Annotated in this window: 23 protein-coding genes; 10 read left to right on the top strand and 13 right to left on the bottom strand. The window is 68.0% G+C overall.

The window, feature by feature from the left end; translation table 11 throughout:
- Window positions 1-19: 19 nt before the first annotated feature.
- Both ACVOMM_RS07515 and prmA read right to left on the bottom strand, forming a co-directional pair.
- On the bottom strand, window positions 20-772 hold the full coding sequence (locus ACVOMM_RS07515) for a DUF3426 domain-containing protein (RefSeq protein ID WP_322522625.1): 753 nt from the start codon (window positions 770-772) through the stop codon (window positions 20-22).
- Between the two features lie 42 nt (window positions 773-814).
- Complete coding sequence (prmA, locus tag ACVOMM_RS07510) at window positions 815-1,735, bottom strand: 50S ribosomal protein L11 methyltransferase (RefSeq protein WP_481526084.1); 921 nt, start codon at window positions 1,733-1,735, stop codon at window positions 815-817.
- Window positions 1,736-1,885: 150 nt separating this feature from the next.
- Between prmA and ACVOMM_RS07505 the strand changes: the two genes are divergently transcribed.
- Window positions 1,886-2,860: a hypothetical protein gene (locus ACVOMM_RS07505; RefSeq protein WP_180875472.1), complete on the top strand. Its 975-nt coding sequence runs from the start codon at window positions 1,886-1,888 to the stop codon at window positions 2,858-2,860.
- Window positions 2,857-3,231 (top strand): hypothetical protein, encoded by a 375-nt coding sequence (locus ACVOMM_RS07500; RefSeq protein ID WP_065174417.1) that lies wholly within the window; start codon window positions 2,857-2,859, stop codon window positions 3,229-3,231. Before ACVOMM_RS07505 ends, ACVOMM_RS07500 begins: the two co-directional genes overlap by 4 nt.
- A 132-nt stretch (window positions 3,232-3,363) precedes the next feature.
- Here ACVOMM_RS07500 and accC read toward each other — a convergent pair whose 3' ends face one another.
- The 4 genes from accC to ACVOMM_RS07480 form a co-directional block, all read right to left on the bottom strand.
- Window positions 3,364-4,731: an acetyl-CoA carboxylase biotin carboxylase subunit gene (gene accC / locus ACVOMM_RS07495; protein ID WP_014648613.1), complete on the bottom strand. Its 1,368-nt coding sequence runs from the start codon at window positions 4,729-4,731 to the stop codon at window positions 3,364-3,366.
- A gap of 10 nt (window positions 4,732-4,741) precedes the next feature.
- The gene (accB, locus tag ACVOMM_RS07490; protein ID WP_053515682.1) at window positions 4,742-5,221 is read right to left on the bottom strand and encodes an acetyl-CoA carboxylase biotin carboxyl carrier protein; all 480 of its coding nucleotides are present in this window, start codon (window positions 5,219-5,221) and stop codon (window positions 4,742-4,744) included.
- Between the two features lie 59 nt (window positions 5,222-5,280).
- The gene (aroQ, locus tag ACVOMM_RS07485; RefSeq protein ID WP_053515684.1) at window positions 5,281-5,724 is read right to left on the bottom strand and encodes a type II 3-dehydroquinate dehydratase; all 444 of its coding nucleotides are present in this window, start codon (window positions 5,722-5,724) and stop codon (window positions 5,281-5,283) included.
- Between the two features lie 231 nt (window positions 5,725-5,955).
- The gene (locus ACVOMM_RS07480) at window positions 5,956-6,690 is read right to left on the bottom strand and encodes a DOPA 4,5-dioxygenase family protein (RefSeq protein ID WP_111186283.1); all 735 of its coding nucleotides are present in this window, start codon (window positions 6,688-6,690) and stop codon (window positions 5,956-5,958) included.
- 153 nt (window positions 6,691-6,843) lie between these two features.
- Here ACVOMM_RS07480 and ACVOMM_RS07475 point away from each other — a divergent pair, with 153 nt between their 5' ends.
- Entirely contained in the window at window positions 6,844-7,671 is an 828-nt protein-coding gene (locus tag ACVOMM_RS07475) for an isocitrate lyase/PEP mutase family protein (protein WP_481526079.1), read from the top strand.
- Window positions 7,672-7,735: 64 nt separating this feature from the next.
- Here the strand turns inward: ACVOMM_RS07475 and ACVOMM_RS07470 are convergent, their stop codons facing one another.
- On the bottom strand, window positions 7,736-9,784 hold the full coding sequence (locus ACVOMM_RS07470) for a TonB-dependent receptor domain-containing protein (protein WP_081284364.1): 2,049 nt from the start codon (window positions 9,782-9,784) through the stop codon (window positions 7,736-7,738).
- A 202-nt stretch (window positions 9,785-9,986) separates the two neighbouring features.
- Here ACVOMM_RS07470 and ACVOMM_RS07465 point away from each other — a divergent pair, with 202 nt between their 5' ends.
- Both ACVOMM_RS07465 and ACVOMM_RS07460 read left to right on the top strand, forming a co-directional pair.
- Window positions 9,987-10,574: an NAD(P)H-dependent oxidoreductase gene (locus tag ACVOMM_RS07465; RefSeq protein ID WP_481526078.1), complete on the top strand. Its 588-nt coding sequence runs from the start codon at window positions 9,987-9,989 to the stop codon at window positions 10,572-10,574.
- 16 nt (window positions 10,575-10,590) lie between these two features.
- On the top strand, window positions 10,591-11,184 hold the full coding sequence (locus tag ACVOMM_RS07460) for a TetR/AcrR family transcriptional regulator (protein ID WP_053515691.1): 594 nt from the start codon (window positions 10,591-10,593) through the stop codon (window positions 11,182-11,184).
- Window positions 11,185-11,197: 13 nt separating this feature from the next.
- Here ACVOMM_RS07460 and ACVOMM_RS07455 read toward each other — a convergent pair whose 3' ends face one another.
- The gene (locus tag ACVOMM_RS07455) at window positions 11,198-11,986 is read right to left on the bottom strand and encodes a D-alanyl-D-alanine carboxypeptidase family protein (protein ID WP_460256057.1); all 789 of its coding nucleotides are present in this window, start codon (window positions 11,984-11,986) and stop codon (window positions 11,198-11,200) included.
- 120 nt (window positions 11,987-12,106) lie between these two features.
- Here ACVOMM_RS07455 and ACVOMM_RS07450 point away from each other — a divergent pair, with 120 nt between their 5' ends.
- Entirely contained in the window at window positions 12,107-13,657 is a 1,551-nt protein-coding gene (locus ACVOMM_RS07450) for an alkaline phosphatase (RefSeq protein WP_481526077.1), read from the top strand.
- 61 nt (window positions 13,658-13,718) lie between these two features.
- Window positions 13,719-14,285 (top strand): GIY-YIG nuclease family protein, encoded by a 567-nt coding sequence (locus tag ACVOMM_RS07445; RefSeq protein WP_180875465.1) that lies wholly within the window; start codon window positions 13,719-13,721, stop codon window positions 14,283-14,285.
- A gap of 34 nt (window positions 14,286-14,319) precedes the next feature.
- Here ACVOMM_RS07445 and ACVOMM_RS07440 read toward each other — a convergent pair whose 3' ends face one another.
- Entirely contained in the window at window positions 14,320-14,502 is a 183-nt protein-coding gene (locus ACVOMM_RS07440) for a hypothetical protein (RefSeq protein WP_081279699.1), read from the bottom strand.
- A gap of 98 nt (window positions 14,503-14,600) precedes the next feature.
- On the opposite strand from ACVOMM_RS07440, the gene ACVOMM_RS07435 reads away from it, so the two are divergent.
- A complete protein-coding gene (locus ACVOMM_RS07435) occupies window positions 14,601-15,497 on the top strand; it encodes a LysR substrate-binding domain-containing protein (RefSeq protein ID WP_065174425.1) in 897 nt (298 codons plus the stop codon).
- A 51-nt stretch (window positions 15,498-15,548) separates the two neighbouring features.
- Here ACVOMM_RS07435 and ACVOMM_RS07430 read toward each other — a convergent pair whose 3' ends face one another.
- On the bottom strand, window positions 15,549-16,265 hold the full coding sequence (locus ACVOMM_RS07430; protein ID WP_481526076.1) for a transporter substrate-binding domain-containing protein: 717 nt from the start codon (window positions 16,263-16,265) through the stop codon (window positions 15,549-15,551).
- Between the two features lie 259 nt (window positions 16,266-16,524).
- Complete coding sequence (locus ACVOMM_RS07425; RefSeq protein ID WP_065181569.1) at window positions 16,525-17,364, bottom strand: arylamine N-acetyltransferase family protein; 840 nt, start codon at window positions 17,362-17,364, stop codon at window positions 16,525-16,527.
- 203 nt (window positions 17,365-17,567) lie between these two features.
- Here ACVOMM_RS07425 and ACVOMM_RS07420 point away from each other — a divergent pair, with 203 nt between their 5' ends.
- The gene (locus ACVOMM_RS07420; RefSeq protein ID WP_481526075.1) at window positions 17,568-20,102 is read left to right on the top strand and encodes a methyl-accepting chemotaxis protein; all 2,535 of its coding nucleotides are present in this window, start codon (window positions 17,568-17,570) and stop codon (window positions 20,100-20,102) included.
- 36 nt (window positions 20,103-20,138) lie between these two features.
- Here ACVOMM_RS07420 and ACVOMM_RS07415 read toward each other — a convergent pair whose 3' ends face one another.
- Both ACVOMM_RS07415 and ACVOMM_RS07410 read right to left on the bottom strand, forming a co-directional pair.
- The gene (locus ACVOMM_RS07415; RefSeq protein WP_263175997.1) at window positions 20,139-22,655 is read right to left on the bottom strand and encodes a PepSY domain-containing protein; all 2,517 of its coding nucleotides are present in this window, start codon (window positions 22,653-22,655) and stop codon (window positions 20,139-20,141) included.
- Window positions 22,656-22,816: 161 nt separating this feature from the next.
- Window positions 22,817-25,360 carry a TonB-dependent receptor plug domain-containing protein gene (locus ACVOMM_RS07410; protein WP_164151368.1) on the bottom strand — a complete coding sequence of 848 codons (2,544 nt, stop codon included), beginning with the start codon at window positions 25,358-25,360 and terminating at the stop codon, window positions 22,817-22,819.
- Between the two features lie 296 nt (window positions 25,361-25,656).
- Here ACVOMM_RS07410 and ACVOMM_RS07405 point away from each other — a divergent pair, with 296 nt between their 5' ends.
- Window positions 25,657-26,577, top strand: a complete 921-nt coding sequence (locus ACVOMM_RS07405) for a bifunctional helix-turn-helix transcriptional regulator/GNAT family N-acetyltransferase (RefSeq protein ID WP_065181626.1) — start codon at window positions 25,657-25,659, stop codon at window positions 26,575-26,577.
- Window positions 26,578-26,602 lie beyond the last annotated feature (25 nt).

The following is a 26,602-nucleotide window of genomic DNA, read 5'->3' as shown; positions in this document are numbered from 1 at the left end:
CTGGTCGCCTTCGTCCCGATCACAGGAACTCGAAGGTGAATGCGACAGTGGACGCCGCAGGCTCCTGCACGCGGAACGCGATGTGTGCGCTCTGACCCGGTTCCAGCACGGCGGTACCCGGGTTCTCGCCGAGGTACTGCGTGGGGCTGAAAACGTCACTGCCGATGACCCGTCCGTCCGCATCGGACAGCGAAAGCCGCAGGTCGGGCCAGGCCTGTGGCCATCGCGCGTCATTGCGGATGCTGGCCTGGACCTGCAGTACGCCGGCCTGATCAGGCAGCGGGCGGATGTCGCGACTGGTCATGGTGAAGGCGGTGGGTTCGTGCCAGGCGGGCAGGCTGCAGCGCAGCACGCTGCACAGCGCCACCAGCCATGTGCGGTGGCCGGCATCGGCGGCCAGCCGCGCGCGGTCGGCGAGCACGCTCTGCAGGATCAGCAGCGCCGCCAGCCCCGCCACCAGCAGCCAGTGCCAGCGCGGCGCCGGGCGCGAGCGTGAAGGTGCACGGGCGAGGAAACCGGGTGCGTCATGGTTCGATGGTGATGCCACCGCCGCGGCATGCGGGGGCACATCATCGGTGTGCTGCGGAACGGGTTGCGCAGTGATCACCGCCGCTGCCGGCGCATGTTCGATCTCCGCCGCAGTGGGTTCGGGCGCCGGACCGGCCTGTGCAGGCGTATCGACGTGCGCCTCGACGGCAGGTGCCGTTCCGCCTTCCGGCGCGGGGCGCAGGAAGGTGGCCAGTGGACGTCGTGCGGGGGTCGGCTCGGACATGCTCACGGTGCGGGTTCGGGTCGAGCGCTCATTCAAACACGATCAGGCGCGGCGCACGCCGGTGATGCGCATCCAGTCGCCATCGCGGGTCGCCTGCAGGTCGTCGAACCAGGCACTGTAACGCTGCAGCAGTTCGTGCTCCTGTCCATGCAGGATGCCCGACAGTGCGATGCGGCCACCGCCGGCCACGCGCGCGGCCAGCAGCTCGGCCAGGGCATCCAGTGCCGAGGCGAGGATGTTGGCGACCACGATGGGATAGGTTGCCACCGGCTCGTCCTGTGGCAGATAGACCTGCATGCGGCCCTGCTCGCCATTGCGCTCGGCATTGTCGGCGGTCGCGACCAGGGCCTGCGGATCATTGTCCACGCCGATCGCCTCGGCGGCGCCCAGCTTCAGCGCAGCCAGGGCGAGGATGCCCGAGCCGCACCCGAAATCGAGCACGCGCTGGCCCTGCAGCTGGCCGTCCACGGCCAGCTGGTCCAGCCAGCGCAGGCACAGCGCGGTGGTGGGATGAGTACCGGAGCCGAAGGCCAGGCCCGGGTCCAGCCGGACGACGGCCGCGTCGGCGGCCTGCGCCGCCTCCGGCAGCTCATGGTTCCACGGCACGATCCAGGTGTGGCTGCCGAAGTCCATCGGCTGGAACTGGTCCAGCCAGGCACGCTCCCAGTCCTCGTCCTCGACGGCGCGGAAGCTGCCACCGCTCCAGTCCAGTTCCGGGTCGAACGCTTCCAGCGCCGCCAGCAGCAACAGCGCGTTGCTGTCAGCCGGGAACAGCGCCGTCAGCACCAGGCTGTCCCACAGCGGCGTCTCGCCCACGCCCGGTTCCAGGATCGCCTGCTCGTTGCTGGTGTCGGCCTCGGCATCGAGCAGGGTCACGGCCAACGCCCCGACGTCCTCCAGCGCATTCTCATAGCGGGGCTGGGTGGCTTCGGTGCAACGCAGGGTCAGTTCCAGGAACGGCATGGGATCGGGGGCAATCGCGGGAAAGGGGGCCATGCTAGACCATCGGGGCGTCTCCGTATGCTCTGAGATGAACGGCCCCCGTTCAGACAGGCCTGCCGGGCCTTGCTAAACTGCGCGCTTTCCTGTGCGCCCCCGACGCTTCCGTTGCCGATGGCCCTCGCTCCGACACTGAAAACCTGGTTGCTCGTGCTGCCGGCGGTGGCCGTGCTGGGCGTGGCCGGGTATCGGGCCAGCGGGCACGTGGGCACGGTATCGTCGCCGGTGGCGGCCTCCGGGCTGCCGACGGCGCAGGTGACGGGCAACGAGGATGGCACGACGATGCCGGTCATGCCCGAGGCGCTGGCGCGGCGTCTGGCGGCCTTCGAGCGGGGCGGCGCACTGCCGTCCGGCCTGCCGCTGGACATCCGGGCCGACATCGAGGGCGCCACCGATCTGTTCGCCTATGCGCAGCGGTTGCGCGCGCAGGCCGACGGTGGCAACCACGAAGCGCGCTGGATGCTCAGCCGCGTGTATGACTACTGCGCGCAGTACGCGGTCGATCCGGGCGGGTATCGCCTGGACAACAACGTGCTGGCGGGGCTGGGCCTGAGTGCCGCACCGGCCATGGTCGATGCGCGCGAGCGCGTCGCCCAGCGCTGCGGCGGGTTCGTGCCCGGCGACAAACTGGGCGCGGCGCTGGTGCTGGCAGAGCGTCGCAAGGCGGCCGCGCAGGGCAATCTGGCGGCCGAAGCTGCGCTGTTCGCTGAAGGTGAGCCGCTGCACGACAGCGCGGACTACCGCCGTGGTCTGGTCGAGCGCGTGCGCCTGTCGCGCGATCCGGAGGCATTCATGGCCCTCGCTCCGGGAATGGGCGTGCGCGCCGCCGGTGACAGTGCACTGGACGGGCTGGTGGCCGGCGAGCAGCTCAGCGAAATGGCGTGGCGGCTTGCGGCCTGCGAACTCGGTCTACCGTGTGGGGCCGACAGCGTGCTGGTCAACAGTTTTTGTGCGAATGGAGGGATCTGTTCGCAGGATGAGACGCAGGATTTCCGGGATTTCGTGTATGACGCTGCGGTTTCGCGGCAAGGTGCTGGGAAGATGAACGAATGGATCAAGCGATTGATTGGAAGGGGGAGCAGGCCATGAACTACCGTCGATTCCTTCACGGGGCCAAGTTCTGGTTCTGGGTGGCACTGTTCGTGGCCTATTCGGCCGGCGCGGTGGGCCTGTTGATGATCGATACCTACGAGGATCGCTACCGGCATCTGTCGAAGGTGGAGCTGACCACGGTGAAGGCACAGGAAGACCTGCGCCGCGCCGGCGCCAGCCAGGTCGCTGCGGTCTATCGCGCGCAGAGCGGCGTGCCGTTCGCATCGCTGCCGGCGGGCAGCACCTTCCAGGTGGTCTGGCCCGATGGCTCGACCGAGACCATGGTGATCGTCGATCCGACCTCGCCCAATGGCGTGCGCCCGCTGCCGAACTCGCAGATTCCGGCAACCGCGGCCGACAGGCACTGACACCGATCCTGCAGCGCCGGGCCCTCACGCGCGGCTGCGTTTCCCGGTACGCCGGGCGCGGGGGAAGGCGCTGCAGAAAACAGAAAAGGGCGGGGATATCCCCGCCCTTTTCATGTCCGGCACCTGTGCCGATCAGGTCAGCGCGATCGGCTTGTTCTTGCGCTCGGCCAGACGCTTTTCCAGGTAGTGGATGTTCTGGCCACCGGCCTGGAAGCCCTTGTCGCGCATGATCCGCTGCTGCAGGGCGATGTTGGTCTTGATACCGTCGACCACCATTTCGCTCAGCGCCACCCGCATGCGGGCGATCGCGGTTTCGCGGTCCGGGCCGTGCACGATCAGCTTGCCGATCATCGAGTCATAGTTCGATGGCACGCGGTAACCACTGTAGATGTGGGTGTCCACGCGCACGCCGGGGCCGCCCGGCGGATGGAAGCCGGTGATGGTGCCCGGGCTCGGCACGAAGGTTTCAGCATCTTCGGCGTTGATGCGGCACTCGATGGCATGGCCGGTGAGCACCACGTCGCTCTGCTTGATCGACAGCTTCTGGCCGGCGGCGATCTTCAGCTGCTCGGCCACCAGGTCGATGCCGGTGACCATTTCGGTGACCGGATGTTCCACCTGGATGCGGGTGTTCATTTCGATGAAGTAGAAGCGGCCGTCCTCGTACAGGAACTCGAACGTGCCGGCGCCGCGGTAGCCGATGCGGATGCAGGCCTCCACGCAGACCTTGCCGATCTGCTCGCGCTGCTCGGCGGTGATGCCCGGTGCCGGCGCTTCCTCGACCACCTTCTGGTGACGGCGCTGCATCGAGCAGTCGCGCTCGCCGAGGTGGATGGCATTGCCCTGGCCGTCGGCCAGCACCTGGATCTCCACGTGGCGCGGGTTCTCCAGGAACTTCTCCATGTAGACCTCGCCATTGCCGAACGCCGCCTTCGCTTCGCTCTTGGTGGTTTCGATCGAGGTCTTCAACGAGGCTTCGGCGTGCACCACGCGCATGCCGCGACCGCCGCCGCCGCCCGCTGCCTTGATGATGACCGGGTAGCCGATCTCACGGGCGATCTTGGTGTTGGCGACGATGTCCTCGCCCAGCGGGCCGCCCGAGCCGGGCACGCACGGCACACCGGCGGCCTTCATGGCGCGGATGGCTTCGACCTTGTCACCCATCATGCGGATGGTGTCGGCCTTGGGGCCGATGAAGATGAAGCCGGATTCCTCCACGCGCTCGGCGAAATCGGCGTTCTCCGACAGGAAGCCGTAGCCCGGATGGATGGCCTGGGCATCGGTGACTTCCGCCGCGGCGATCAGGGCGGGGATGTTGAGGTAGCTCTGCGGCGACGGCGCCGGGCCGATGCAGACCGACTCGTCGGCCATGGCCACATGCTTGAGGTTGCGGTCGACCGTGGAGTGCACGGCCACCGTGCGGATGCCCAGGGTGTGGCACGCGCGCAGGATGCGCAGCGCGATCTCCCCTCGGTTGGCGATGACGACTTTGTCGAGCATGGCGTGCCCCTCAGCCGATCACGAACAGCGGCTGGTCGAACTCCACCGGCTGGCCGTTCTCGCCGAGGATGGCGACGATGGTGCCGGACGCGTCGGCTTCGATCGGGTTGAACATCTTCATCGCTTCGATGATGGCCAGGGTTTCGCCTTCCTTGACCTGCTGGCCCACGGTGACGAAGGCCGGCTTGTCCGGAGCGGACGAGGCATAGAAGGTGCCGACCATCGGCGAACGCAGCACGTGGCCTTCCGGCAGCGCCGGGCCCGGCTTGGCGGTGCCGCCGGTGGAGGCTTCGGTCGGCGACTGCATCGGCATTGCCTGCGGCGCCGGCGCGGCAGGGGCGGCATACACCGGAGCGGCGACCGGGGCGGCATAGCCGGCGACCGGCGCGCGCGACAGGCGCACGGACTCTTCGCCTTCCTTGATTTCGATTTCGGCCAGGTTCGACTCTTCCAGCAGGTCGATCAGCTTCTTGATTTTGCGCAGATCCATGAGGGCCTCTTGGGTTTCTATCTAGGTGAGGAGAGCGCCGTGGGCGCCCGGGTCGACAATCAGGTGGCGGACAACCGCAGCAGCGCCGCGTCCATCGCGTAGCGGTAGCTGTCGGCGCCGAAGCCGCACACCACGCCGACCGCCTTGTCGCTGAAATAGCTGTGCTGGCGGAACGGTTCGCGGGCGTGCGGGTTGGACAGGTGGATTTCGATGAACGGCACGGCCACGGCCGCCAGCGCATCGCGCAGGGCGACCGAGGTGTGGGTGAACGCGGCCGGGTTGATCAGGATGAACGCCGTGCCGTCGGTGCGGGCGGCCTGTACGCGGTCCACTAGCGCGTGTTCGGCGTTGGACTGCAGGCTCTCCAGCACGTGCCCGGCGGCGTCGGCCTGGCGGGCCAGCGCCTGGTCGATGTCGGCCAGGGTGGTGTGGCCGTAGACCTCCGGCTCGCGGGTACCGAGCAGGTTGAGGTTGGGGCCGTGCAGGACCAGCAGCTTCGCCATGGGATCCGATCGACTGGAAAGGGCGGCAGTCTGGCGGAAGCGGCCGATGCTGTCCAGTTCGGCGAAGTTTGCCGCGTTTCAATCAATTGTTTGAAATCGCTGGAAGCGCTTGTGCCCGTATGCCGGGCAGCGCCTCAAGGCGCGCTGAACGCGGCGACGGCTGCTGATACCCGCACGTACGCCGACGATGGCGGCCGACCGCTCCTGTCCGGCCAGGCCGGGCGGGTCTGCTCAGGTTTCCAGCGGCCGCGTCGGCACGACGTTGGGGAACACCTGTTCCAGCGGCTCCTGCTCGCCCGGCCGGGGCGCGGGCCAGTCGTAGGCGTTCACCGGCTGCGCGCGGTTCACCCACAGCGCGTAGTGCAGGTGGTCGGCGCGCCCATCGCCGGTGTTGGGGTGGATGAGGATCGTCAGGCCCAGGCTGTTGAGCTGCAGCCATGGCACCACGACCGGCAGGAGATCGTTGGTGAAGCCGAAGTAGAAGGACGGGGTGACATGGGGGCCGCGTGGCTCCGGATTCCAGTTGCCCAGTTCCACCGGGAAGCGTTCCGCCACCCAGCGCCGGATCAGTGCGGCCTTGGCCGAGGTGTCCTCGTCGAAATAGATGTGGGCGTGGTAACTCTTGATGTCGGTGTAGGGGCGTGGGAGGGTCGGCAATGGCGATTCGCCCGGGCGTGTGCTGCGCGGTCGTGGGGTCGGTTCGCTGGCGGTGTCCTGTCCCCAGGGACTGCGGCCCTGCGCCGGCGGCGGGACGATCGCCTGGAATCCGGGACGCCCCGGTGCGGTCGTGTTCGCCACCTCTCGGGCCGGTGTTGCGGCGGCCGGACTCGTGGCGCCGGCCAGGCCACCTGCGGCCAGGCCGGCCGATGCGATCAGGCGGCGCCGGCTGGGTGAGAACGGCGCGGCCTGGTGTGCATCGGTGTCGTCGCCAGCAATGGCGTCAGAAGAATGCGGGGAGCGCGGCATGGTTGTTTCCGTGGACGGCGGACCGTCACCGTCGGACGGATGCGGGGGCCGCGTCCAATGATCCGGTGGCATCACCTGATGCTGCGCCGCAGGTGCGTTGAGTCCTGTGCGCGGCCCGGATAGGGTGGTCAGCTCACCGCACGGATACCCGCCATGAACAGCGCAGATGCCAGCACTGCCCGCAGACGTGCCACGTTCCGGCAGTTGCATGCGCAGGGCTGCTTCGTATTGCCCAATCCGTGGGACATCGGCAGCGCGCGCTACCTGCAGCGGCAGGGCTTCCTGGCATTGGCCACCACCAGCGCGGGATGTGCATGGAGCGAAGGTCGCCCCGATGGTGCGGTATCGCTGCAGGCGACGCTTGACCACCTGCGGCTGATGGTGGCCGCCACCGACCTGCCGGTGAACGCAGACTTCGGCGATGGCTTCGGCGCCACGCCACAGGACGTGGCTGAGGCCGTGACGGCGGCCCTGGATGCGGGCATCGCCGCTCTGTCGATTGAAGATGCCAGCGGTCTGGCCGACGCGCCGCTGCGCCCGCTGGAGGAGGCCGTGCAACGCCTGCGTGCGGCGCGTGCGGCCATCGATCGCGCCGCGGCCGATGTGCTGCTGGTGGGCCGGGCGGAAAACTTCTTCGTGGGCGTACCGGATCTGGAAGACACGCTGCAGCGCCTGCGTGCCTACGCGGCCGCAGGTGCCGATGTGTTGTACGCACCGGGCATCACCACGGCCGAACAGATCCAGGCGGTGGTGGCCGCGGCCGGCGGCAAGCCGGTGAACCTGCTGGTGGGCGGACCGACGTCACTGACGCTGCAGGACATCGCTGCGATGGGGGTACGCCGGGTCAGCCTGGGCGGGGCGTTGGCCCGTGCGGCGTGGGGGGGATTGATGCGGGCCACCGATCCCATCCAGCAGGAAGGCCGCTTTGATGGCCTGCAGGCGGCAGCATCGGGTGCGGCGCTGAACGCGCTGTTCCGCTGAGGCAGGGCCGCGGATGCACGGCAGGATCCCTTCGCTGCGCGAAGGGATCCGAGCCAGTGCTGCATCAGAACCGTGCGGTGGCGCCCACGAAGAAGGTGCGCGCGCCGCCGTCGTAGTTGTTGCCTTCGTCGATGGTGGACACGTCGCCTACGTTCAGGACGCCGGCACGCAGGGTCAGGTTCTCGTTCACGTCGAAGCCGGTCACCAGATCCCAGGTGGTGTACGCCTTGGCGAAGGTGGCGCTGGTGGCCGATACCAGTTGCTTGCCGATGTGCTGCGCACTGGCATTCAACGACCAGGCATCGGTCACCTGCCATTCCAGCGAGGTGTTGGCGGTCAGCTCCGGTACTACCAGCAGGGTGGCGCCGGTGGTGCGGTTCTTCGATTCCAGCATGCGCGTGGCGTGGGTGGTCCAGTTCAGGCGTTCGTGCAGCGGCACGGTCACGCTGGCTTCCACACCGCGGGTGCGTGCCTTCTGGATGTTCTGTGCCACCGTCCACCAGTAGCCGTTGACGAAGCTGGTGGTCTGGCCGGGGATCTGGCTCAGCGGCACCTGTTCGATCTTGTCGTCGAAGTTGGTCAGGAAGTAGGTGGCCGAGGCCGACCAGCCCTCGCGGTCGAAGCCCACGCCCAGCTCGTAGTTGGTGCTGGTCTCCGGTTCCAGGTTGGGGTTGCCGGCCATGTAGCAGCCGCGCGTGCCGTCGGCATTCACCGAACGGCTGCTCCAGCCTTCGGCGGTCAGGGCACGGCAGCCGTTGCCGCCGGACTGGGTCGCAGCGCCGGCCGTTCCCTGCTTCAGGTTGGGGGCACGGAAGCCCTTGGAAATGCCACCGCGCACGGTCCATGCGTCGGCCGGGTGCCAGACGCCGTAGATGCGCGGGCTCAGGTTGTCATCGTAGTTTTCCGTGTTGTCCCAGCGCAGGCCCAGGGTCAGCACGAAGCGCTCGTGCAGGGTGAGGTGGTCCTCGGCGAACAGCGCCCAGGAGTCGGCCTCGCTGGTCGGGCTGATGCGGCCGCTGCCCGTCCAGGTGACCGGAACGGTACCGATGGTGTCGCTGTTCTCCAACTCCTCGCGCTTCCACTGCCCGCCCACATTCAGGCTGTGCTCGACGCCCCAGTGGAAGCCGGTGTTGAAGGCGGTATCGAACACCGTTTCCTTCGAACGGTTGCCGACGTCGCTGCCCTTGTCTTCGTATTCGTTCTGCACCAGCGTGGTCTTCGACGTGGTGGCGTCGCTGTAGGTGCCGTCATGGCGGATGACGTAGCCGGTCTGCACCAGCTTGGACAGTCCCCAGCTGTTGACCTGGCCGGCCCCGCTGTTGCGCTGCGTTCCGCGCGAGGCCTCCACGCCCACGACGTGGCTGTCGCTGATGCGCCAGTTGAACAGCACGTTGGCGTTCGCTGCCTTGTTGCCCGGTGTCTGCCGCGCGCCGCGGTCAGATTCGCGGTCAGTGACGTTGGCGCCGATGCGCACGCCCAGGTTGTCGGTCAGCGGGCCACTGAACAGCGCTCCCATCTGCGTGGTGTTGCCGCGGGTGTCCGAATCGGGCTTGCTGTAGTTGAAGGTGGCCGAGCCGCCCCAGTGGTCGGCGATCTTGCGGGTGATGATGTTGATCACACCCCCCATCGCGTCCGATCCGTACAGCGAGGACATCGGGCCGCGCACCACTTCGATGCGTTCGATCATGTCCGGCGACAGCCAGTTCAGATCCTGCGGGCCCAGGTCATCACGATAGTTCACGCCGGCCGAGCTGCCCTGGCGGCGGCCATCGATCAGGATCAGTGTGTACTGCTCGGGCAGGCCGCGCAGCCGGATCTTCGACTGCGCACCGGACAGCGCGTAACCGCCGGTCACGCCGGGCACGGTGCTCAGCAGCTGGCCGATGCTGCTGACCGGCTTGCGCTCGATGTCCTCGCGGGTGATCACGCTGATGCTGGCGGGGGCATCCCGGATCCATTGCTGGGCGCCGGTGGCGGTGACCACCACGGTGTCCATCTGCTTGGCGGCGGCATCGGCTGACGCCTCGGCGTGGGCCTGGGAGGCGAGGGCAAGGCCGATGGCCACGGCCAGCGTGGCAACGGAACGACGGGACTTCAGACTGGCATGCAACATCGCGCGGTACTCCGGGTGAGGGGTCCACTGGCGATGGCTGGGACGTCCGTGTGGGGTTTCAGATCTCCTTAACAATCGTATCACGAATCATTTGCATTTGACTTGAGGCGATACAGAACGCCAGAAACAGTGTCCTGCTGGCAGTGCTGATCGGGCTGGGTGCGCTAGTTACCATTAGTAACTAATCTCCAAGGAGTTGCCCATGCACAGCCTGATTGTTGTTGCCCATCCCGATCCTGCCTCGCTGACCCACGCGGTAGCCGCTCGCATCGCGCAGGCCATCGCCGATGCCGATGAGAGCAATACCACCGCCATGGCCGATCTGATGGCCGAAGGCTTCGACCCGCGCTTCAACGGGCAGGACCAGGCCCTGTTCCGCGGCATCGCGCCGCCACCGGCCGATGTGGCGGCCGAGCACGCACGGCTGGATGCGACCGACACGCTGGTGCTGGTCTACCCGCTCTACTGGTGGTCGTTCCCGGCGCTGCTGAAGGGCTGGATCGATCGCGTTTTCACCCAGGGCTGGGCCTACGCCGAGGGTGCCGATGGAAAAGTGGAGAAGCGGCTGCAGGTGCATCTGGTCGGCATCGGGGGTGCCGATGCCGCGATGATTGAACGCCGTGGCTATGGCGCGGCCATGAACACGCAGATCGACATGGGCATCTTCGATTACTGCGGCGCGCGCGTGCTGTCCTCCACCCTGCTGCTGGAGGCGGACACCGGGGCGGCCGCGGCGCATCTGCAGACCGCGATGGAGATCGGCCGTAAAATCGGACATCCAACGAGCTGACAGCCGTGTTCCGCCGATGCCTGCCACCGACACCCCCACGCGTCGCCGACTGACCCGCGAGCAGCGGGCCCGCCAGCTGCTGGATGTCGCATGGGCGCTGGTAGGCGCCGAAGGCACCGATGCCTTGACCCTGGGGCGCCTGGCCGAAGCGGCGGGCGTGACCAAGCCGGTGGCCTACGATCACTTCGTGACGCGCAACGGCCTGCTGGCGGCGCTCTACCATGACTACGACCAGCGGCAGACGCTCATCTTCAATGACCGTATCGCCGCGGCGCCGGCAGAACTGACCGCGCGCGCAGCGGCCATCGCGTCCGGTTACATCGACTGCGTGCTGAGCCAGGGCAGTGACGTGCAGAGCATCCTCGCAGCGCTGGTCGGCGCGCCGGAGCTGCGCGAGGTGCGGCACTGCTACCAGCAGGAGTTCATCGACAACTGCGCGGACTGGCTGGGCCCGTTCGCCGGTGACGGCCAGGTACCGGTGGAGGGGCGCTGGGCGATCCTCGGCGCTGCCGAAGCGCTGTCCGAAGCGGTGGCCAATGGCGCGATCGGCAAAGCCGACGCGGAACGCGAACTGCAGCGGGTGATCGTATCCACCGTTGTACGGGACTGACTGCCCGCGCAGCTCAGGCTTCTGCGACGGTGTCGCCGGCCAACGCGGCGAATCCACTGGCAAGGTGCCTGCGCACCCGCGCATCGCGTGCTTCGCGGTCTTCCGAGCCAAGCACCACGGTGATCAATCGCACCGGCTGCGCGTGTCCGGCGATGGGGCGGCGCGCCGTAGCCGCCAGGCAGAACCCGGCCGCGCGGGTATAGCCGGTCTTCAGGCCGTCCACACCTTCATCGGCGAGCAGTGCGTTCTGGTTGCTGCGGCTGAACGTCCCGTGCGCGAACGCCGGCTGTGCGGTGATGGCCAGCACCTGCGGATGATCTGCCAGCAGGCGGCCCGCCAGCACCGCCATGTCGCGTGCGCTGGATACGTGCCGCGGCGTGGTGATGCCGGACACCGACGCGAACCAGGTACTGCCCAGGCCGAGACGCCGCGCCAGCGCGTTCATGTGCTGCAGGTACGCCGCCTGCGAGCCGTGCAGATGGCGGGCAAGCACAAGGGCCGCGTCGTTGCCCGATACCACCAGCATGCCCTGCAGCAGCCGGCCCAGCGTGACCGTTTCGCCGGGCACCAGGCCCATGCGCGTTTCATCGTCAGCAACCGCGTGCACGTCCTCGGCGGCAACGGTCACCGGCATCTCCCAAGCGGCGGCGCCGGATGCGACCTGTTCGTAGGCTGCGTACGCGGTCATCAGTTTGGTCAGTGAAGCAGGCGGACGCTGCAGGTCGGCGTTCTCCTGGTGGATGACCGCGAAGCTGCCGGCATCCAGGGTGATCGAGGAGACCGGGGGACGTGGAGACGGCATGGTGGCGCGGCAGGGGAGACGTTCCACAGGATACCGCTGCCACGATGCGTGAATCTGCAATATTGCAATGATATAACGTCGCGCATTCCGGGCCGCCTGCCCGACCCCACAGGATGCACGATGACCGCACACACGCCGCGCCGTTGGCTCTACCCTTCGATTCTGGCCGCGCTGGCAGCCCTCGCCGGCTGCCAGCCGGCACCGCGTGCGCAGGCGCCGGTGGCGACCGGCGGCTACCCGCACAACGTGATCGTGATGATCAACGACGGCGCGGGCTGGGGAACCTGGGATGCCGCCGCGTACTGGCAGTATGGCAGCCGCGAAGGCGCCCCGTACGCGCAATTCCCGCAGCGCCTTGCGGTGGCCACGTTCCCGCTCAACGCCAGCAGCCAGCCCACGCACGATTCGGCGCAGACGCTCGGCTACGACGCCGCGAAAGCATGGGATGCCACCCCGGTACCGGCAGCGGATCTTCCGTTCGCCGGTTATCAGTACCTGGCCGCGGTGGCGACCGACAGCGCCGCGGCGGGCACGGCGTTGTCGTCGGGCATCAAGACGTACAACAACGCCATCAACGTCAACAACGACGGCGTCGCGGTCGAGTTCAACACCCTGCGCGCCAAGCGCCTGGGCATGGCAACCGGTGTGGTCACCTCGGTGCCGTTCTCGCACGCGACACCGGCCGCGTTCGCCGCGCAGAACGCGTCGCGCAACAACTACCATGCCATCGCCCACCAGATGCTGGCCCAGGGCCACATGGACCTGGTCATGGGAACCGGCGGCCCCGGCTACAGCGTCGATGGCCGCGCCTGCGATGACGATGCAGGCGCAGTGAAGGAAGAGGGTTGCGCGAACGCCTGGGAGTGGGTGTCGCAGCAGGACTGGCAGCAGCTGGAAGCAGGCACCCCCATCGCTGGCAATCCTGCCGGACCGTGGCGGTTGATCCGCAGCAAGGAAGCGTTCGCTGCGCTTGCACAGGGGAGGTTGCCAGCCGACCGCCCGTTGATCGGCGTACCGCGTGTGGCCAGCACCCTGCAGCAGGCGCGTCAGCTGCAGGTCCTGGGCAGGGATGAGACCACTCCCTCCGGCGTGAGGAAGATCGACAGCGTGCCGGACCTGGCGACCATGACCCGCGGCGCCCTGCAGTTCCTGCAGCAGCGCTCGTCCAAGGGCCTGTTCCTGATGGTGGAAGGTGGGGCCACCGACTGGGCCGCGCATACCAGTGCGTGCGGCACCGAATGGCATTACGGCCAGTGCGGCGACCAGCCGCAGTACGGCCGCCTGATCGAAGAGACGGTCGAGTTCAACGATGCGGTATCGGCGGTGGTGGCGTGGATCGAGCGCAACGGCGGATGGCAGCGCAATCTGCTGATCGTCACCACCGACCACGACAACAGCATGCCGATGGGGCCCGACGCGCAGCAGGTGGCGTTCGAGCCGGTGCGCAACAACGGGCGCGGGCAGATGCCGGGGATGAGCTTCCGCCCCACCGGCAATCATTCCAATGCACTGGTACCGCTGTGGGCCAAGGGCGCCGGCGCGGAGCGGCTCGGCGCCCGCGTACGCGGCATCGACGCCGGTTACCGACAGCATGTGCGGTGGAATGATGGCAGCTACATCGACAACACCGACGTGGCTGCCGCAGTGGAGGACGTGCTGCAGCGGCCGTGACCCGAACGGCGCACGGTTCGGCCCGGTTGCCATCGCGTCCGAAGCGATGCAGCCTGCGCCGATGGAACCGCAGATCCGCATCGATGGTCGTGTCTTCGCCTACGTCTTTCCCTGCGCCTGGGAGGATTACGCCAAGATCGGTTTCTCGCGTGACCCGCTCGGTCGCATCAGCGCACTGCATCGGCGCTGGTTCGAGTTCTTCGATCTGTGCGCCGGGGCGCTGGTGGAGGCGGAAACCGAGCGCGATGCGCGTGACCTGGAGCTGGAGCTGCGTGCCCCCTTCCGAGCACATCGCGCGCCGGCACCGATGACCGTGCAGGACAAGGCCGGCGGACGCACCGAATGGGTGCGTGGCGCGAACCAGGCCCTGTCCGATGCTGTGCGTACGCTGGATGGGCGCGGATATCGGACCTTCCCGCTGCGCCCCTGGCTGCGCGCCGCCATGGTCCAGCGGCTGGATCGCCTGCATGATTGGGCCGCCCTGCAGCTGCCGGAAGAGGAAAGCCTGCGCATGCCGGGCAGCCCCGGACCGGCGCTGCTGCGCGATACCCTCGATGGCTATCGCGCGCTGGACATCGACCCGCTGCCATCGCTACCGCCCCATGTGCAGGCCTGGTACGGGCCTTAGCGCCCCGGCACTGGTAAGCCCGCCGCTGCCGCGCTCAGCGCGGGGCGGGGCAGGTGGGGCAAGTCACCTTTGCTGCAGCTGGACGGTCGAGGTGTGTGCTCCGGTACGGCTTTGCCGGTGCCCCGGTCGTGCTGGCCACCGGCGTGGCCAACTGGCGGGCCAGCTCGGCGCTTGCGATGTGACCGTGCAGGAACAACAGACTGCTGAAGATGTTCATGATCGTCGCTCCACTTGAGTGGATTGAACGATACGGGCAGCATGAGGACGTAAAAAGCGACATTTCCGCAAGCTTGACTTGAACAGGATTCAAGCCTCATGTCCCGCCCACCCCTCCATGCCCTGCAGGGTTTCGTGGCTGCCGCGCGCCTGGGCAACCTGTCACGCGCCGCGGCGTCGATGAACCTGACCGTCAGCGCGCTCAGCCACCAGATGCGGCAGCTCGAAGAACGCCTCGGCCAGCCGCTGCTGGTCCGCCAGGCGCGCGGGGTCGCACTGACCCTGGAGGGCCAGCGCCTGCTCGATCGGGTCGGGCCGCACCTGGATGCAATCAACGAGGTGTTCCAGCGCTACGCCGCGCGCGCCGAACATGTGCTGACGATCAGCGCCGTACCGTCGATGGCCTCCGCATGGCTGGTGCCACGGCTGGGTCATTTCGTCGCCGCACACCCGCAGATCGAGATCAACCTGCAGTCCAGCGAGCGCCTTGTCGATTTCGATCGGCAGCTGCAGTTCGACGCGGCCTTGCGCGTAGGCGGCGGGCAATGGGCCGGGCTGGTGGTCGAGCGGCTGTTCGATGAGTGGCTGGTGCCGATGGCCAGCCCGGCGCTGATCGCGCGGATGGGCGGCATCGACCGTGCTCCACTGGCGCAGTGGCCGCTGCTGGGCGATCCGGATGGCGCATGGGCCGCGTGGTTTGCCCTGATCGGGCAGAGCCCCCCTTCGCGGTTCGTGGCGGTGCTCGACGATTCGGAAGCGCATCACCGTGCAGCGCTCGATGGCGTCGGTGTGGCCCTGGGCCGGCTGACGCGCGCGCGCCTGCTGCTGGATTCGGGCCAGCTGGTCGCGCTGTCGGAGCAGCGGCTGAAAACCGCCTGGCCGCACTGGCTGGTGTATCCGCAGCGCTCGGCGCGCCACCGTGGATTCCTCGCCTTCCGTGAGTGGTTGCATGCGCAGGCCAGCGAGCATGCGCGGCACATGGAGACGCAGGGCTGATCCGGCCCGGCGCACGCAGCCACCTGTCGCGTGCTGCGGGCCACTGCTGCGTCATCGCACCAGGGTGACCGCCTGTCCGGAACGTGCGAAAGCGTCCTCGAGCAAGGGCCCTGCCTTGATCGCCTCGACCTCGTCGAACAGGGCCCGCAGGGCGGCAGCGGGGCGCGCCGCAGGTGCGGCCACGGCCTGCTGGATCGCAGTGAAGCGGTCGGCGAGCACGCGGTGTCCCGGATGCTGCAGTGCCCAGGCCTGCAGCGGCTGGCGCACGCCAGCGGCGGCATCCAGGCGCCGCGCGTCAAACAGATCGATGGCGGCCGCCGACGTGTCGGCACGCTCGATCGTGGCGTGCCGCAGTTCCCGGCTCAGGAACAGATCGTAGGCGGCACCGCGGCCAACGGCGATACGCAGCCCATCGCGATCCAGATCGGCCACCTGCCGCGCGGGACTGTCCTCGCGCACCAGGTAGGTTCCTTCGATCTCCACATACGGTGCACTGAAGGCGATGCGGTCGGCACGTGCCGGTTCGATGGCGAGAAAGGCCAGGTCCCATGCGTCGTCGGCTGCCGCCGCGACCACCGATGCGGCCGCATCGTGACAGGTGAATCGCGCCTGCACGCCCATCCGCTGCGCCAGCGCGGTGGCCAGCTCCACCGAGGGGCCGCGCGGCGATCGTGTGTCGCCCTGCGCAAGGACCGGATTCCCCAGATTGATGGCGACGCGCAGATGGCCCAGTGGCGCCAGTGCACTTCGGTGATCGGCCAGGGTCATGCAGCGCTCCGCGAAGGGTGGGCAGGCCAGCATGCCCGCAACGATGCGCACGGAATGTCAGGGCGGCGCTATCCTGCGACGATGAACCCCATCGCGCATGCCGAGATTCCGGCCAGCGACCTGCTCACGCCATTGCCTTCTACCTGCAACTGCATGGTGCCGGCCACTGGCGGGTGGCCGAGATCTGCGACAGCGAGGGCAACCGCATTGCGCTGCAGGCGCCGGTGACGCCGTAACCCGGGCACCGTGCCGCGCGGTGCTACCGTGATGCGGCGTGCGAGCGCTGCAGCCAATCGGTGATCGCCGGATCGAGCCGCGCATCGTCCGGCACGCGCAGGCCGAATGCCGACTGCAGGACGTCGCGCACGTCGGCGGCATCGCGCAGCGGACGCTTGAGCGGCGCCTGCCCGGGGCGGTACTCGGTGTAGTTGCCACTGCCGATGGTGCGCCGCCAGTCCGGGCCGGCCAGTGACGCGCGCAGCTGGCCGGGGAAACCCGAATCCGGGTGCGTGCACACGTACCAGTTGGCCACCACGTTGTCGATCGGCGCTGGCGGCCGCAGGTCGAAGCGGTACATCGCCCGCCATGCGTCGCCCGCCTGGGCGGAAAGCACGAAGTCGTCTTCACCCGCCAGCTGCTGAAGCTGGAAAGACTCGTGCGGCGTGGCCTGCGGCGCCGTTTCGTACAGCCGCAGCGGCACCGTCGGCGTCAGGCCACCGAAGCCGGCATCGACGAGCCAGTCCTCTCCCTCCACGTGCACGCGCAGCAGCAGGTGGGTACGCGCCGTCGGGGCATTGTCCTGTGCCGCCAGCAGCACGCGCGCGCTCAGCGGCTGTGCGTCGAAGCCCACTGCCTGCAGGAGCGCCAGCAGGCCGCCGTTGAGTTCAAAGCAGTAACCGCCGCGCTGCTGGTCGAGCAGCTTGTGCTGCACGCTGTCCAGATCGATCGGCACCGCGTCGCGCAGCAGGCTGCTGAGGGTTTCAAAGGGGAGCAGGGCGTTGTGGCGCTGCACCAGCAGGGTCAGTCCGGCAAGGTCCAGCGACGGCGGAGCATCCAGTTGCAGGCGCTGCAGATAACGGGGGACGTCGAGCGGGGTCATGGCGAGGGCGGCAGGTGGGAAGAATCCCACTGTGCAACCGCAACCGGGGTTGAGGTCAAGCGCGGGCGCCGTGTCACGTCTCCGTCGCCTGGGGCCGGTACAAAGAGCGCAACCGGCACGGTGCGTGCCACGGCTTCGGCAATGTGCCTAAAGTTGTCGCCGGTCAGGCCGATACAGGTGCGTCCTTCCGCCTGGAGTCTGTGATGTCGGCCGTCGTCCCCCTTCGGTCCCTGCGCACCCGTCTCATCGCGATGCGCTCGGCGTTTCCACGCCTGCTGGTCTGGCTGCAGCCGCATCGACTCAGCGTGGCCAACAAACTCAAGGCCACCCTGCTGGTCTGCGGCGCGGGCCTGGTGGCGATCGCCGCCGTCCATGCCTGGACCGGCCATGCCAGCAGCCAGGCCGCACGCAGCCAGGCCAGTTACCAGCGTGGCAGCGATCTGGCCGCACGCCTGGCGACGCGGGTGGCGGAGGCGCGTCGCCTGCAGACCCAGTATGCACGCAGTTTCGACGATGCTGACCGCAGCCAGCTGCAGGCGGCCCAGCAGGCACTGCAGGTCGATCTGAAGGCGCTCAGGGCGATGCCGATGGATGCCGGTCGCCGCAAGGCATTGCAGGCGCTCACCGAGGCCGCCGAGGGATTCTCGCAGGGAGTGGCTGCGCTGTTCGAACGTGTGGACGAAATGGGGCGTGGTGATGCCGGCCTGGCTGCACAGCTGCAGCAGGCCGCCGATGCCCTGCAGCAGCAGGTGGATGGCCTGGACCGGCCGGCACTGGCGCTGCACCTGCAGAAGATGCGGCGCCAGGAAGCGCTGCTGCTGCTCGATGGCGATTCGACTCATGCCGACCGCGCCAGCGAAGAGAAGCTGCCGTTCGATCTGGCGCTGGCGGGGTTGCCGCCCGACGTACAGGAGGCCCTCCGCACCGGCATGGACGCCTATCAGTCGGCACTGCTTGGCTATACCGCTGCCCGCGTCGGCCTTGATGTGGAGACGCAATCGCTGCTGGAGACGGCTGCCGGCGTGGCGCCTGCGCTCGCCGCCTTCCAGCAGGCACAGGTGAAGGCGCTGGCCCTGGCGCAGGCGCGGCAGCAGGCCGGTGCACGCACCATGAGCGTGCTGTTCACCCTCACCCTGCTGCTGGTGGCCGGCGTGCTGATCACCAGCCTGCTGCTGGTGCTGCGCGCGGTGCGCAGGCCGATCCAGGACACCCTGCGGTTCGCCAGTGACATCGCCGATGACCGGCTCGATACCACGTTGCGCGTGCACAACGCCAACGACGAGATCGGCCAGCTGGCACAGCGCCTGGTGGACATGCAGCAGCGGCTGCGTGCGCGCATCGAGACCGAGCGTGCGATGGCCCGTGGCAACACGCGCGTACGCCAGGCCCTGGACTGCGCGCAGACCGGGCTGATGGTGGTCGATGCCGAAGGCCAGGTGGCCTACGCCAATCCTGCGTTGCGGCACGTGCTGGGCCTGCAGGCCGACGCGCTGGTCGGCACTGACGCGCGGGACCTGCATCCGGCCCTGGCCGGCCTGGTCGACGCGCGCCACCGCCAGGAGCGGGAAATCAGTCATGCCGGTGTGCGCTATCAGTTGATCGCCAATGCCATCGTCGATGACGACCAGTTCCTGGGCGTGGCGCTGGAGTGGCGCAGCCGTGCGCTGGAAACGCTGCTGGAGACCGAGGTGGCGGCACTGGTCGACGCTGCCGCGCAGGGTGACCTGCACGGGCGCATTTCGCTGCAGGGCAAGCACGGTTTCGTGCATACGCTGTCCACCAGCATCAACCGCCTGCTGTCCACCTTTGAAACCAACCTGGGGGACCTGCAGGCATTGCTGGCGGCGTTGGCCCGTGGGGATCTCAGCGTGCGCATGGAAGGTGAGCTGCAGGGCGTGTTCGCACGCATGCGCGACGACGCCAATGCAACCGTCGCACAGCTCGGCCGCATCGTGACCCGCATCCAGCGCGCCGCTGCCAGCCTGGACAGCGGTGTCGGTGAAATCGTTGCCGGCCATCACGACCTCTCGCAGCGTACCGAGCAGCAGGCGGCCAATCTGGAAGAGACCGCAGCCTCGATGCATGAGCTGACCGACACCGTCGGCCGCAACGCCGACGCCGCCGGACGTGCCGACGCGCTGGTGCAGGGGGCTGCAGCGGTTGCACAGCGGGGTGGGGTGGCCGTCGGTCAGGTGGTGGAGACCATGCAGGGCATCAGTGAAGCATCGCACCGCATCGGGGACATCACCCAGTTGATCGACGGCATCGCATTCCAGACCAACATCCTTGCGCTCAACGCCGCCGTGGAGGCTGCGCGTGCCGGAGAGCAGGGCCGCAGTTTCGCGGTGGTGGCGGCGGAAGTGCGTCTGCTCGCGCAGCGCAGTGCCGAGGCAGCCAGGCAGATCAAGGCGCTGATCGAGGATTCCGTGGCACGCGTCGGCCAGGGCAGCGTGCAGGCCGCGCAGGCGGGCACCACCATGGACGAGATCGTCGGCAGCGTGCAGCAGCTGGCGGACCTGCTCGCTGGCATCCGCAGCGCCTCGCAGGATCAGCACGCAGGCATCGCCCAGGTGAACCACGCCATCGTGCAGATGGAGGCCAGTACCCAGCGCAATGCCAGCCTGGTGGAAGAAGCCGGCTCGTCGACCGCGCAGATGCAGGCGCAGGTGCGCGCGCTGGCCGAAGCCGTGTCCGCGTTCCGCCTGCAGCCGGACCGTCAGGCCCGCGCGGCGGCGTGATCGCGTCCGCCGCCGGGTCCAGCCCGGCGGCGCGGCTCAATACACGTCGCGCCGGTAGCGGCCGCTCTCGAGCAGCGTTTCCACCACCTCGTCACCGAGCGCGCCCCGCAGTACCTGATCCACGCCCTCGGCCATGCCCTGCAGCGAGCCGCAGACATGGATCACGGCGCCACGCTGCATCCATTCCCGCAGTTCATCGCAGGCCGACCGCAGGCGGTCCTGGACGTAACCGCCCGCTGCGTCGCGCGAGAACGCCAGGTCGACCCGGATCAGATGGCCCTGCGCCTGCCATGCGCTCACCTCATCGGCGAACAGGAAGTCATGAGCGCGCTGGCGCTCGCCGAACAGCAGCCAGTGGCCGTGCTCGCCTGCGTGTGCCGCCTCGCGCAGCAGGCCGCGCAGGCCGGCGATGCCGGTGCCGTTGCCGATCAGCACCATGGGTGCGCCCGGCACGCGATGGAAGCCGGGGTTGCGGTGCACGCGCGCGGCGATGTGCGCGCCTGCCGGCGCGTGCAGCGACAGCCAGCCCGAACCCAGCCCCGGGCGCCCGTTGTTGTCGTGCACCAGGCGCACGACCAGTTCCACCACGCGATCGGCCGGGCACGAGGCGATCGAATACTCGCGGCCCGGCAGTACGGGCAGGGCCGTCAGCCAGCGTCCGGCATCCTGCACCTGCAGCGCACTGGCCGCGTCCGGCAGTTCGCGTTCGCTGGCCAGGCACTGCAGGGTCTGCGTGTCGCCTTCGATCAGCAGCGGTTGCAGCGGGTCCAGTCCATGCGCCAGCAGTACCGCACGGGCATGCGCGGCGCTGTGCCGCGGCGCGATATGCAGGATGTCGCCGGCCTGCCACTGCACGTCATCCGGCGCGGCCAGCCGGATCCGCCAGATCGGACCACCGACGCTGCCCGGGTTCAGCTGCTGGCGATCCAGCAGCTGCCAGTCGTGCATGCGGGTGGCCGCCGGCAGCACGCTGTCGTCGGCAGCAATGCCGGTCAACAGGCCGAGCTGCTGCTGCCACTGGCGCAGTGCCGTGACCGATGCAGCGTCCACATCGATGCGGTCGAACATCGCGCGGGCACCGTTGCCCAGCAGCCACGCATCGAACTGGCGGCCGAAGGCGCAGTAGTGCGGGTACTGGCGGTCGCCCAGCGCGAGCATGCCGAACTGCAGTGTGGCCAGGTCCAGGGATCGGCCCAGTAGTTGGCGCGAGGCACGTCGTGCCGAATCCGGCGGTTCGCCGTCACCAAAGGTACTGAGCACGAACAGCGCGTGGCTCGCCGCCTGAAGGCGGTGCGCGTCGATCCTTGCCAGCGGCAATACCTGCACCGCCTGTCCGCTGGCCTGCAGCTGCGCTGCCGCGCGCCATGCCAGCTGCTCGGCCAGGCCGCTCTGGCTGGCATGCACCATCAGCCATGCGGCGCCGTTGGCTGCGGCCGCCGGCAGCGGCTGGCGCAGCGCACGTGCGGCGCGCTGGCTGCGGCGACGGTCGAGATAGAGCAGCCAGCCGGTGATGAAGAACAGGCTCATGCCCAGGCTGCTGAGCATCACGATGATGCGCCCGGGAATCCCGAAGTAGCTGCCCGAGTGCAGCGCGAACACGCTGGTAGCCAGCTGACCGCCAGCGCCCTGGCGCGCGTAGGGACGCGCGTCCAGAATCGCACCGCTGGCAGGGTCGAGCTGCAGCAGATCGTGCGCGCGGTCATGATGGCCGCCGCGCAATGCTGGATCGCCCGCCATGGTCCGCACATTCAGTGCCTGGCCGGGCTTCTCGGGCAGCCGCAGGTCGATGTAACCGGTGCGCACCCCGGCCTGCGCGTACAGCGTCGCTTCCACGCGGCGCAGGTCGAGCACGGCGCCGGCATCGATCACCTGCTTGGCCGGTGGCGCCACGCCGAGCAGGGCATTGGCCGCGCTGCGATACCAGTCGAACGACCACCACAGGCCGGTCAGGGCACTCATCAGGTAGATCAGCAGCACCCAGGTGCCGGCCACCGAATGCAGGCTCCACAGGAAGCCGCGGCCGCTGCGCTTCCATTCCACGGCCAGCCAGCTTCGCCAGTGCCACCAGCGGCGGGGCCAGCGCAGGTAGAGCCCGGACAGCGTGAAGAACAGCAGGGCGATCGCGCAGCTGCCGGTGATCCATTTTCCGCGCTCGCCCGCGGCGAGGTGGCGGTGCAGGTCTTCGACGAAGTCGAAGAAGGCCTGCCCGCGCAGGGCGCTGAAGCGCTCGCCGCTGTAGGGGTCGAAGTACACCCAGTGCGCTTTGCCGCCGGCGAAACGGGCCACCGATGGGCGCTGGCCGCTGGCATCCACGCGCAGCCGCTGCAACGGCCGTTTGCTGTCGGCCTGCAGCATCGGCACCAGCTCGCTCAGGGGCAGCGGCTGCTGGCCTTCGGCGTGATGTTCGGCGATGGCGGCGAAGCCGGGGTTGGCGGCGCGCAGCAGTTCATCTTCAAAAGACAGGGCTGCGCCGCTCAGGCCCATGATGGCCAGGACGGTGCCGGCCGTGATGCCCAGCAGCCAGTGCAGTTGGAACAGGACGTTCTTGAACATCGGGGGATGAAAGCCAGGAGGGCTGCCGCCCGCATCCTGCGCAACAGCAAATGAGAATTAGTCGCGTAATTCTCGGGGGCGCCCTGCCTGCGGTCAAGCCGGTGGGGTGGCGCCAGCGACGGGGCCTTCCATGGCCACCGTAGCGCGCACTTGCACCTGCGTCAGAACTTCCAGCCCACCCGCGTGTAATAGAACCCGCCGTTGAATCCGTAGGGCGAATGCACCGGATACTGCGCACCGGCCACCCCCCCCCAGGGGTTGCTGGCCGGCACACGGTCGAACAGGTTCTGCGCGCCCACGCTGACGTACAGGCCCGAATCGAACTTCCAGCCCACCTCCGCATCCACGATCAACGCGCTGCCCCCGTAGATCGGCAGGCCGCCGTCCTCGGCGGAGATCACGCCGCTGTCCAGGTGATCCTCGTACCAGCTGCTGTAATAGTTGAACCGGAGATTGGCGTGGAAGATCTGCCGCTGGTGATTGATGCTGAAGTAGCCCTTGGTCCTGGGCAGCGATTTCTCCAGCTTGTACACGCGCGCTTCGTCGATGAAGTCGGTGTCGTAGCGGTCCACCTTCGTGCGGTTCCAGTTGGCCGCCAGCGAGTAGGTGGTGACCCCGCCGAAGTGGTTGCTCTTGAAGCTGGTCACCAGGTCCACGCCGGTGGTGGTGGTATCGAAGGCGTTGCCGAAGTAGGTCACCTGCGAGATGGACGCGGCTTCCGCATTGCCGCCGGCCACCAGCGCCGCACGCTCCTCCGGAGTGACTGCAAAGCTGGTGCTCAGAGCAATGCGGTCTTCCACCTTGATCTGATAGCCGTCCAGGGTGACCAGCCAGTCACCTTCGGTCCACACCGCGCCCAATGACACATTCCTGGACTCTTCCGGAGTAAGCGGCTGCGCGCCCTTGAGCTGGGCAATCGGATTGGTCGGCGGGAGGGTGGCGATGTCTTCCAGTGCGGTACCGCCGAACACCGTGCTGATCTGGCTGATGTTGGCCTGGCCGGGCGTTGGTGCACGGAAGCCGGTGTTGTAGGCGCCGCGCAGAGCGAAGTGCTCGTTGAAGTCGAAGCGCGCGGTGAGCTTGCCGGTGGTGGTGCTGCCGAACGAATCGTAGTCCTCGTAGCGCAGCGCACCGGCCAGCAGCAGCCGCTCGGTGAGCTGTGCTTCCAGGTCGGCGTAGGCGGCCCAGTTGCGACGATCAAAGGTGCCGGCGGTGCGCGTGCTGAAGCCGTTGAATCCGTTGGAGCCCAGCGCGAAGCCCTGCTCGGTCAGCGGCCCGATGGCGGTGGACGGGCCGTCACCGGGGCTGATCCTGAAGCTCTCCTCGCGCCATTCGGCACCCATCGCCAGGCGCAGCGGCTGGCTGCTGAAGCTGACCGGGATGTCCCGGCTGACGTCCACGTTAAGGTTCTTTTCGGTCTGGGTATTGCCACCCGGGCGGAAGAACAGCCCGGCCGGCTGGTCGGGACCGAGCGAGGCGTTGACGGTGTTGTAGATGGTGAACTCGATGTCGTTGCGTCCCCAGGAGCCGCTCACGTCCCAGTACCACTCACCCCAGGTGCCTTTGGCGCCGGCGAACACCGAGGCGTCTTCCAGTTTGCCGCCGAAACGTGGGGTGAAGCCGCCGGGCAGGCTGGACAGGAAGGTAAAGCAGTTGGCGGGCAGGGCAGCCACCGCGCCGCTCACGGTGCCGTACGGCAGGAGGTTGCCGGCGCCATCGCGCAGGGCGATGGTGGGGCATGCGCCCACGCCGGTCAGGTTGCCCACCAGCAATGTCTGGCCGCCATCGTTGGAGTAGACGCCCGAACGTGCGGTGGGGTCGCGGTAGTAGAACCCGCCATCCACTTCACGCTTGGCGTAATTGCCGAACAGGTAGAACTCCACGTTCTCGGTGTCGTAACCGAGGTTGGCGACCAGCTTGAGGTCGTCGTCCACCTTCGGCGATCCCCAGATCTGCGCAGGATCTTTCACCCCGGGGTAGCCTGCCGCTGCGACCGCGGCGGCATCGTCGCGCTGCACACTGCGCGAGGTGTCGTCGGCGTTGCGCCATTCGGCCGTAAGGGTGGCGAAGCCGTGCTCGGTGAGCGGCAGGCCGATCTGCGCCGAGTACTGGGTGGTGAGCCCGTCGCCCTCGTAGTACTGGCCGGCGAACACCTCGGCGGTGCCGCCTTCGCGCAGCTTCTTCAGGCTGAAGTTGAGCACGCCGGCAATGGCGTCCGAGCCGTATTGTGCCGCTGCGCCGTCGCGCAGCACGTCCACCTGTTCCAGCGCCAGCGAGGGGAACACGGACAGGTCCGGTCCCTGTGCGCCGTCGGACAGTCCGTGGCCGAGGAACGTGATCACCGCCGAGCGGTGGAAACGCTTGCCGTTGACCAGCAGCAGGGTGTTGTCCGGCGGCAGGCCACGCAGGTTGGCCGGACGCACCAGGCTGGCCGCATCGTCGATGGGAATCGTGCTGACGTTGAAGGAAGGCACGAGCACTTTGAGCTGGTCGAGGGCGTCGGTCGCGCCCTGGTTGCGGAACTCTTCACCGCTGATGATGTCGATCGGCACCGCCGACGAGGACACCGTGCGCGGTTTGGTGCGGCTGCCCAGTACCGAAACGGTATCCAGGGTGGTGGCCGCGTCGGGCGTCGTCGATGTGCCGCTGTCCTGCGCCCGTGCAACGGGGCTGGTGGACAGCAGCGCGGTGGCGAGGGCCACCATTACTGCGGATGCCAATGGCGTGATTGCGTCTGGAGCCTGAACACTTCTGCGAATTCCGTGTTTCATGCATGCACCCTGCAGTCGATTTGAGTGGTTTGTCGGTCAGTCGTTCATCCTGTTGGTTCTCCTTGCAGCCAGGGCCCTGGTCGCTAAACGCAGAATTAACAGAACGTAAACCGTACTGCAACGAATCTTTCGTTTTAAGGCGCCAAGACGCGGAATGGATCGCGAAACAGCCTTATATAGTTGCTCAAGGCATGTACTATGTGCCCAAGGCAACCATCAGGAACGTCCCCGTGTCTGCGCTCACTTCCGATCCCGTCGCACAGGTCCGCGCCTTCAACCGCTTCTACACCCGCAGGATCGCGGTGCTCGAGGAGCGTTTGCTGCACAGCGACTTCACCCTCACCGAGGCGCGGGTGCTGTTCGAACTGGCGGCGGGCCAGGGCATCACGGCTGCGCAGCTGGGCCATCGGCTAGACCTCAACGCGGGCTACCTCAGCCGGCTGCTGAGCGGGCTGCAGGCGCGCGGTCTGGTTCAACGCGAACCGTCGGTGATGGATGCGCGCGCGAACCGGCTGGTGTTGACCGAGGCGGGCCGCGCCGCCTTCGCACAGCTGGATGCAGCGTCCAGCGAAAGCGTCGCTGCCATGCTGGGAGATATCAGCGAAGCAGGATGCCAGCGCCTTCTTGAGGCGATGGCGCACATCCAGGCACTGCTGGGAGGTGCATCGTCGGATTGCGTGCTGCGCGATCCCCGCCCCGGCGACATGGGCTGGGTGATCCAGAAGCACGGCGCGCTGTATGCACGCGAATTCGGATGGAACGCGGAGTTTGAAGCGCTGGTGGCCGACATCGTCACCCGCTACCTGCGCGAACACGACCCGCAGACCGAGCGCTGCTGGATCGCTGAACTGGACGGCACCCCGGTGGGGTCGGTGTTCGTGGTCCGGCACGACGCGCACAATGCCAAGCTGCGGCTGCTGCACGTCGATGCCAGCGCGCGCAGGCGGGGCATCGGGCAGCGACTGGTGGACGAGGCGATGAGCTTCGCGCGCGCGGTGGGCTACAAGCGCATGGTGCTGTGGACCAATGCCGCGCTCATCGACGCCCGCGGTCTGTACGAACGGGCCGGCTTCGAACTGATGACCGAGCAGCACGAGCAGCTGTTCGGCCAGCCACAGGTGTCCCAGCTCTGGGCGCGCTCACTGGTCTGACCGGGATCAGGACGCGTGGATGCCG

The sequence above is a fragment of the Stenotrophomonas sp. STEN009 genome, assembly GCF_056760395.1.
The sequence above is the reverse complement of the archived record's forward strand: the minus strand, read 5'-3'. Positions and strand labels throughout refer to the sequence as shown.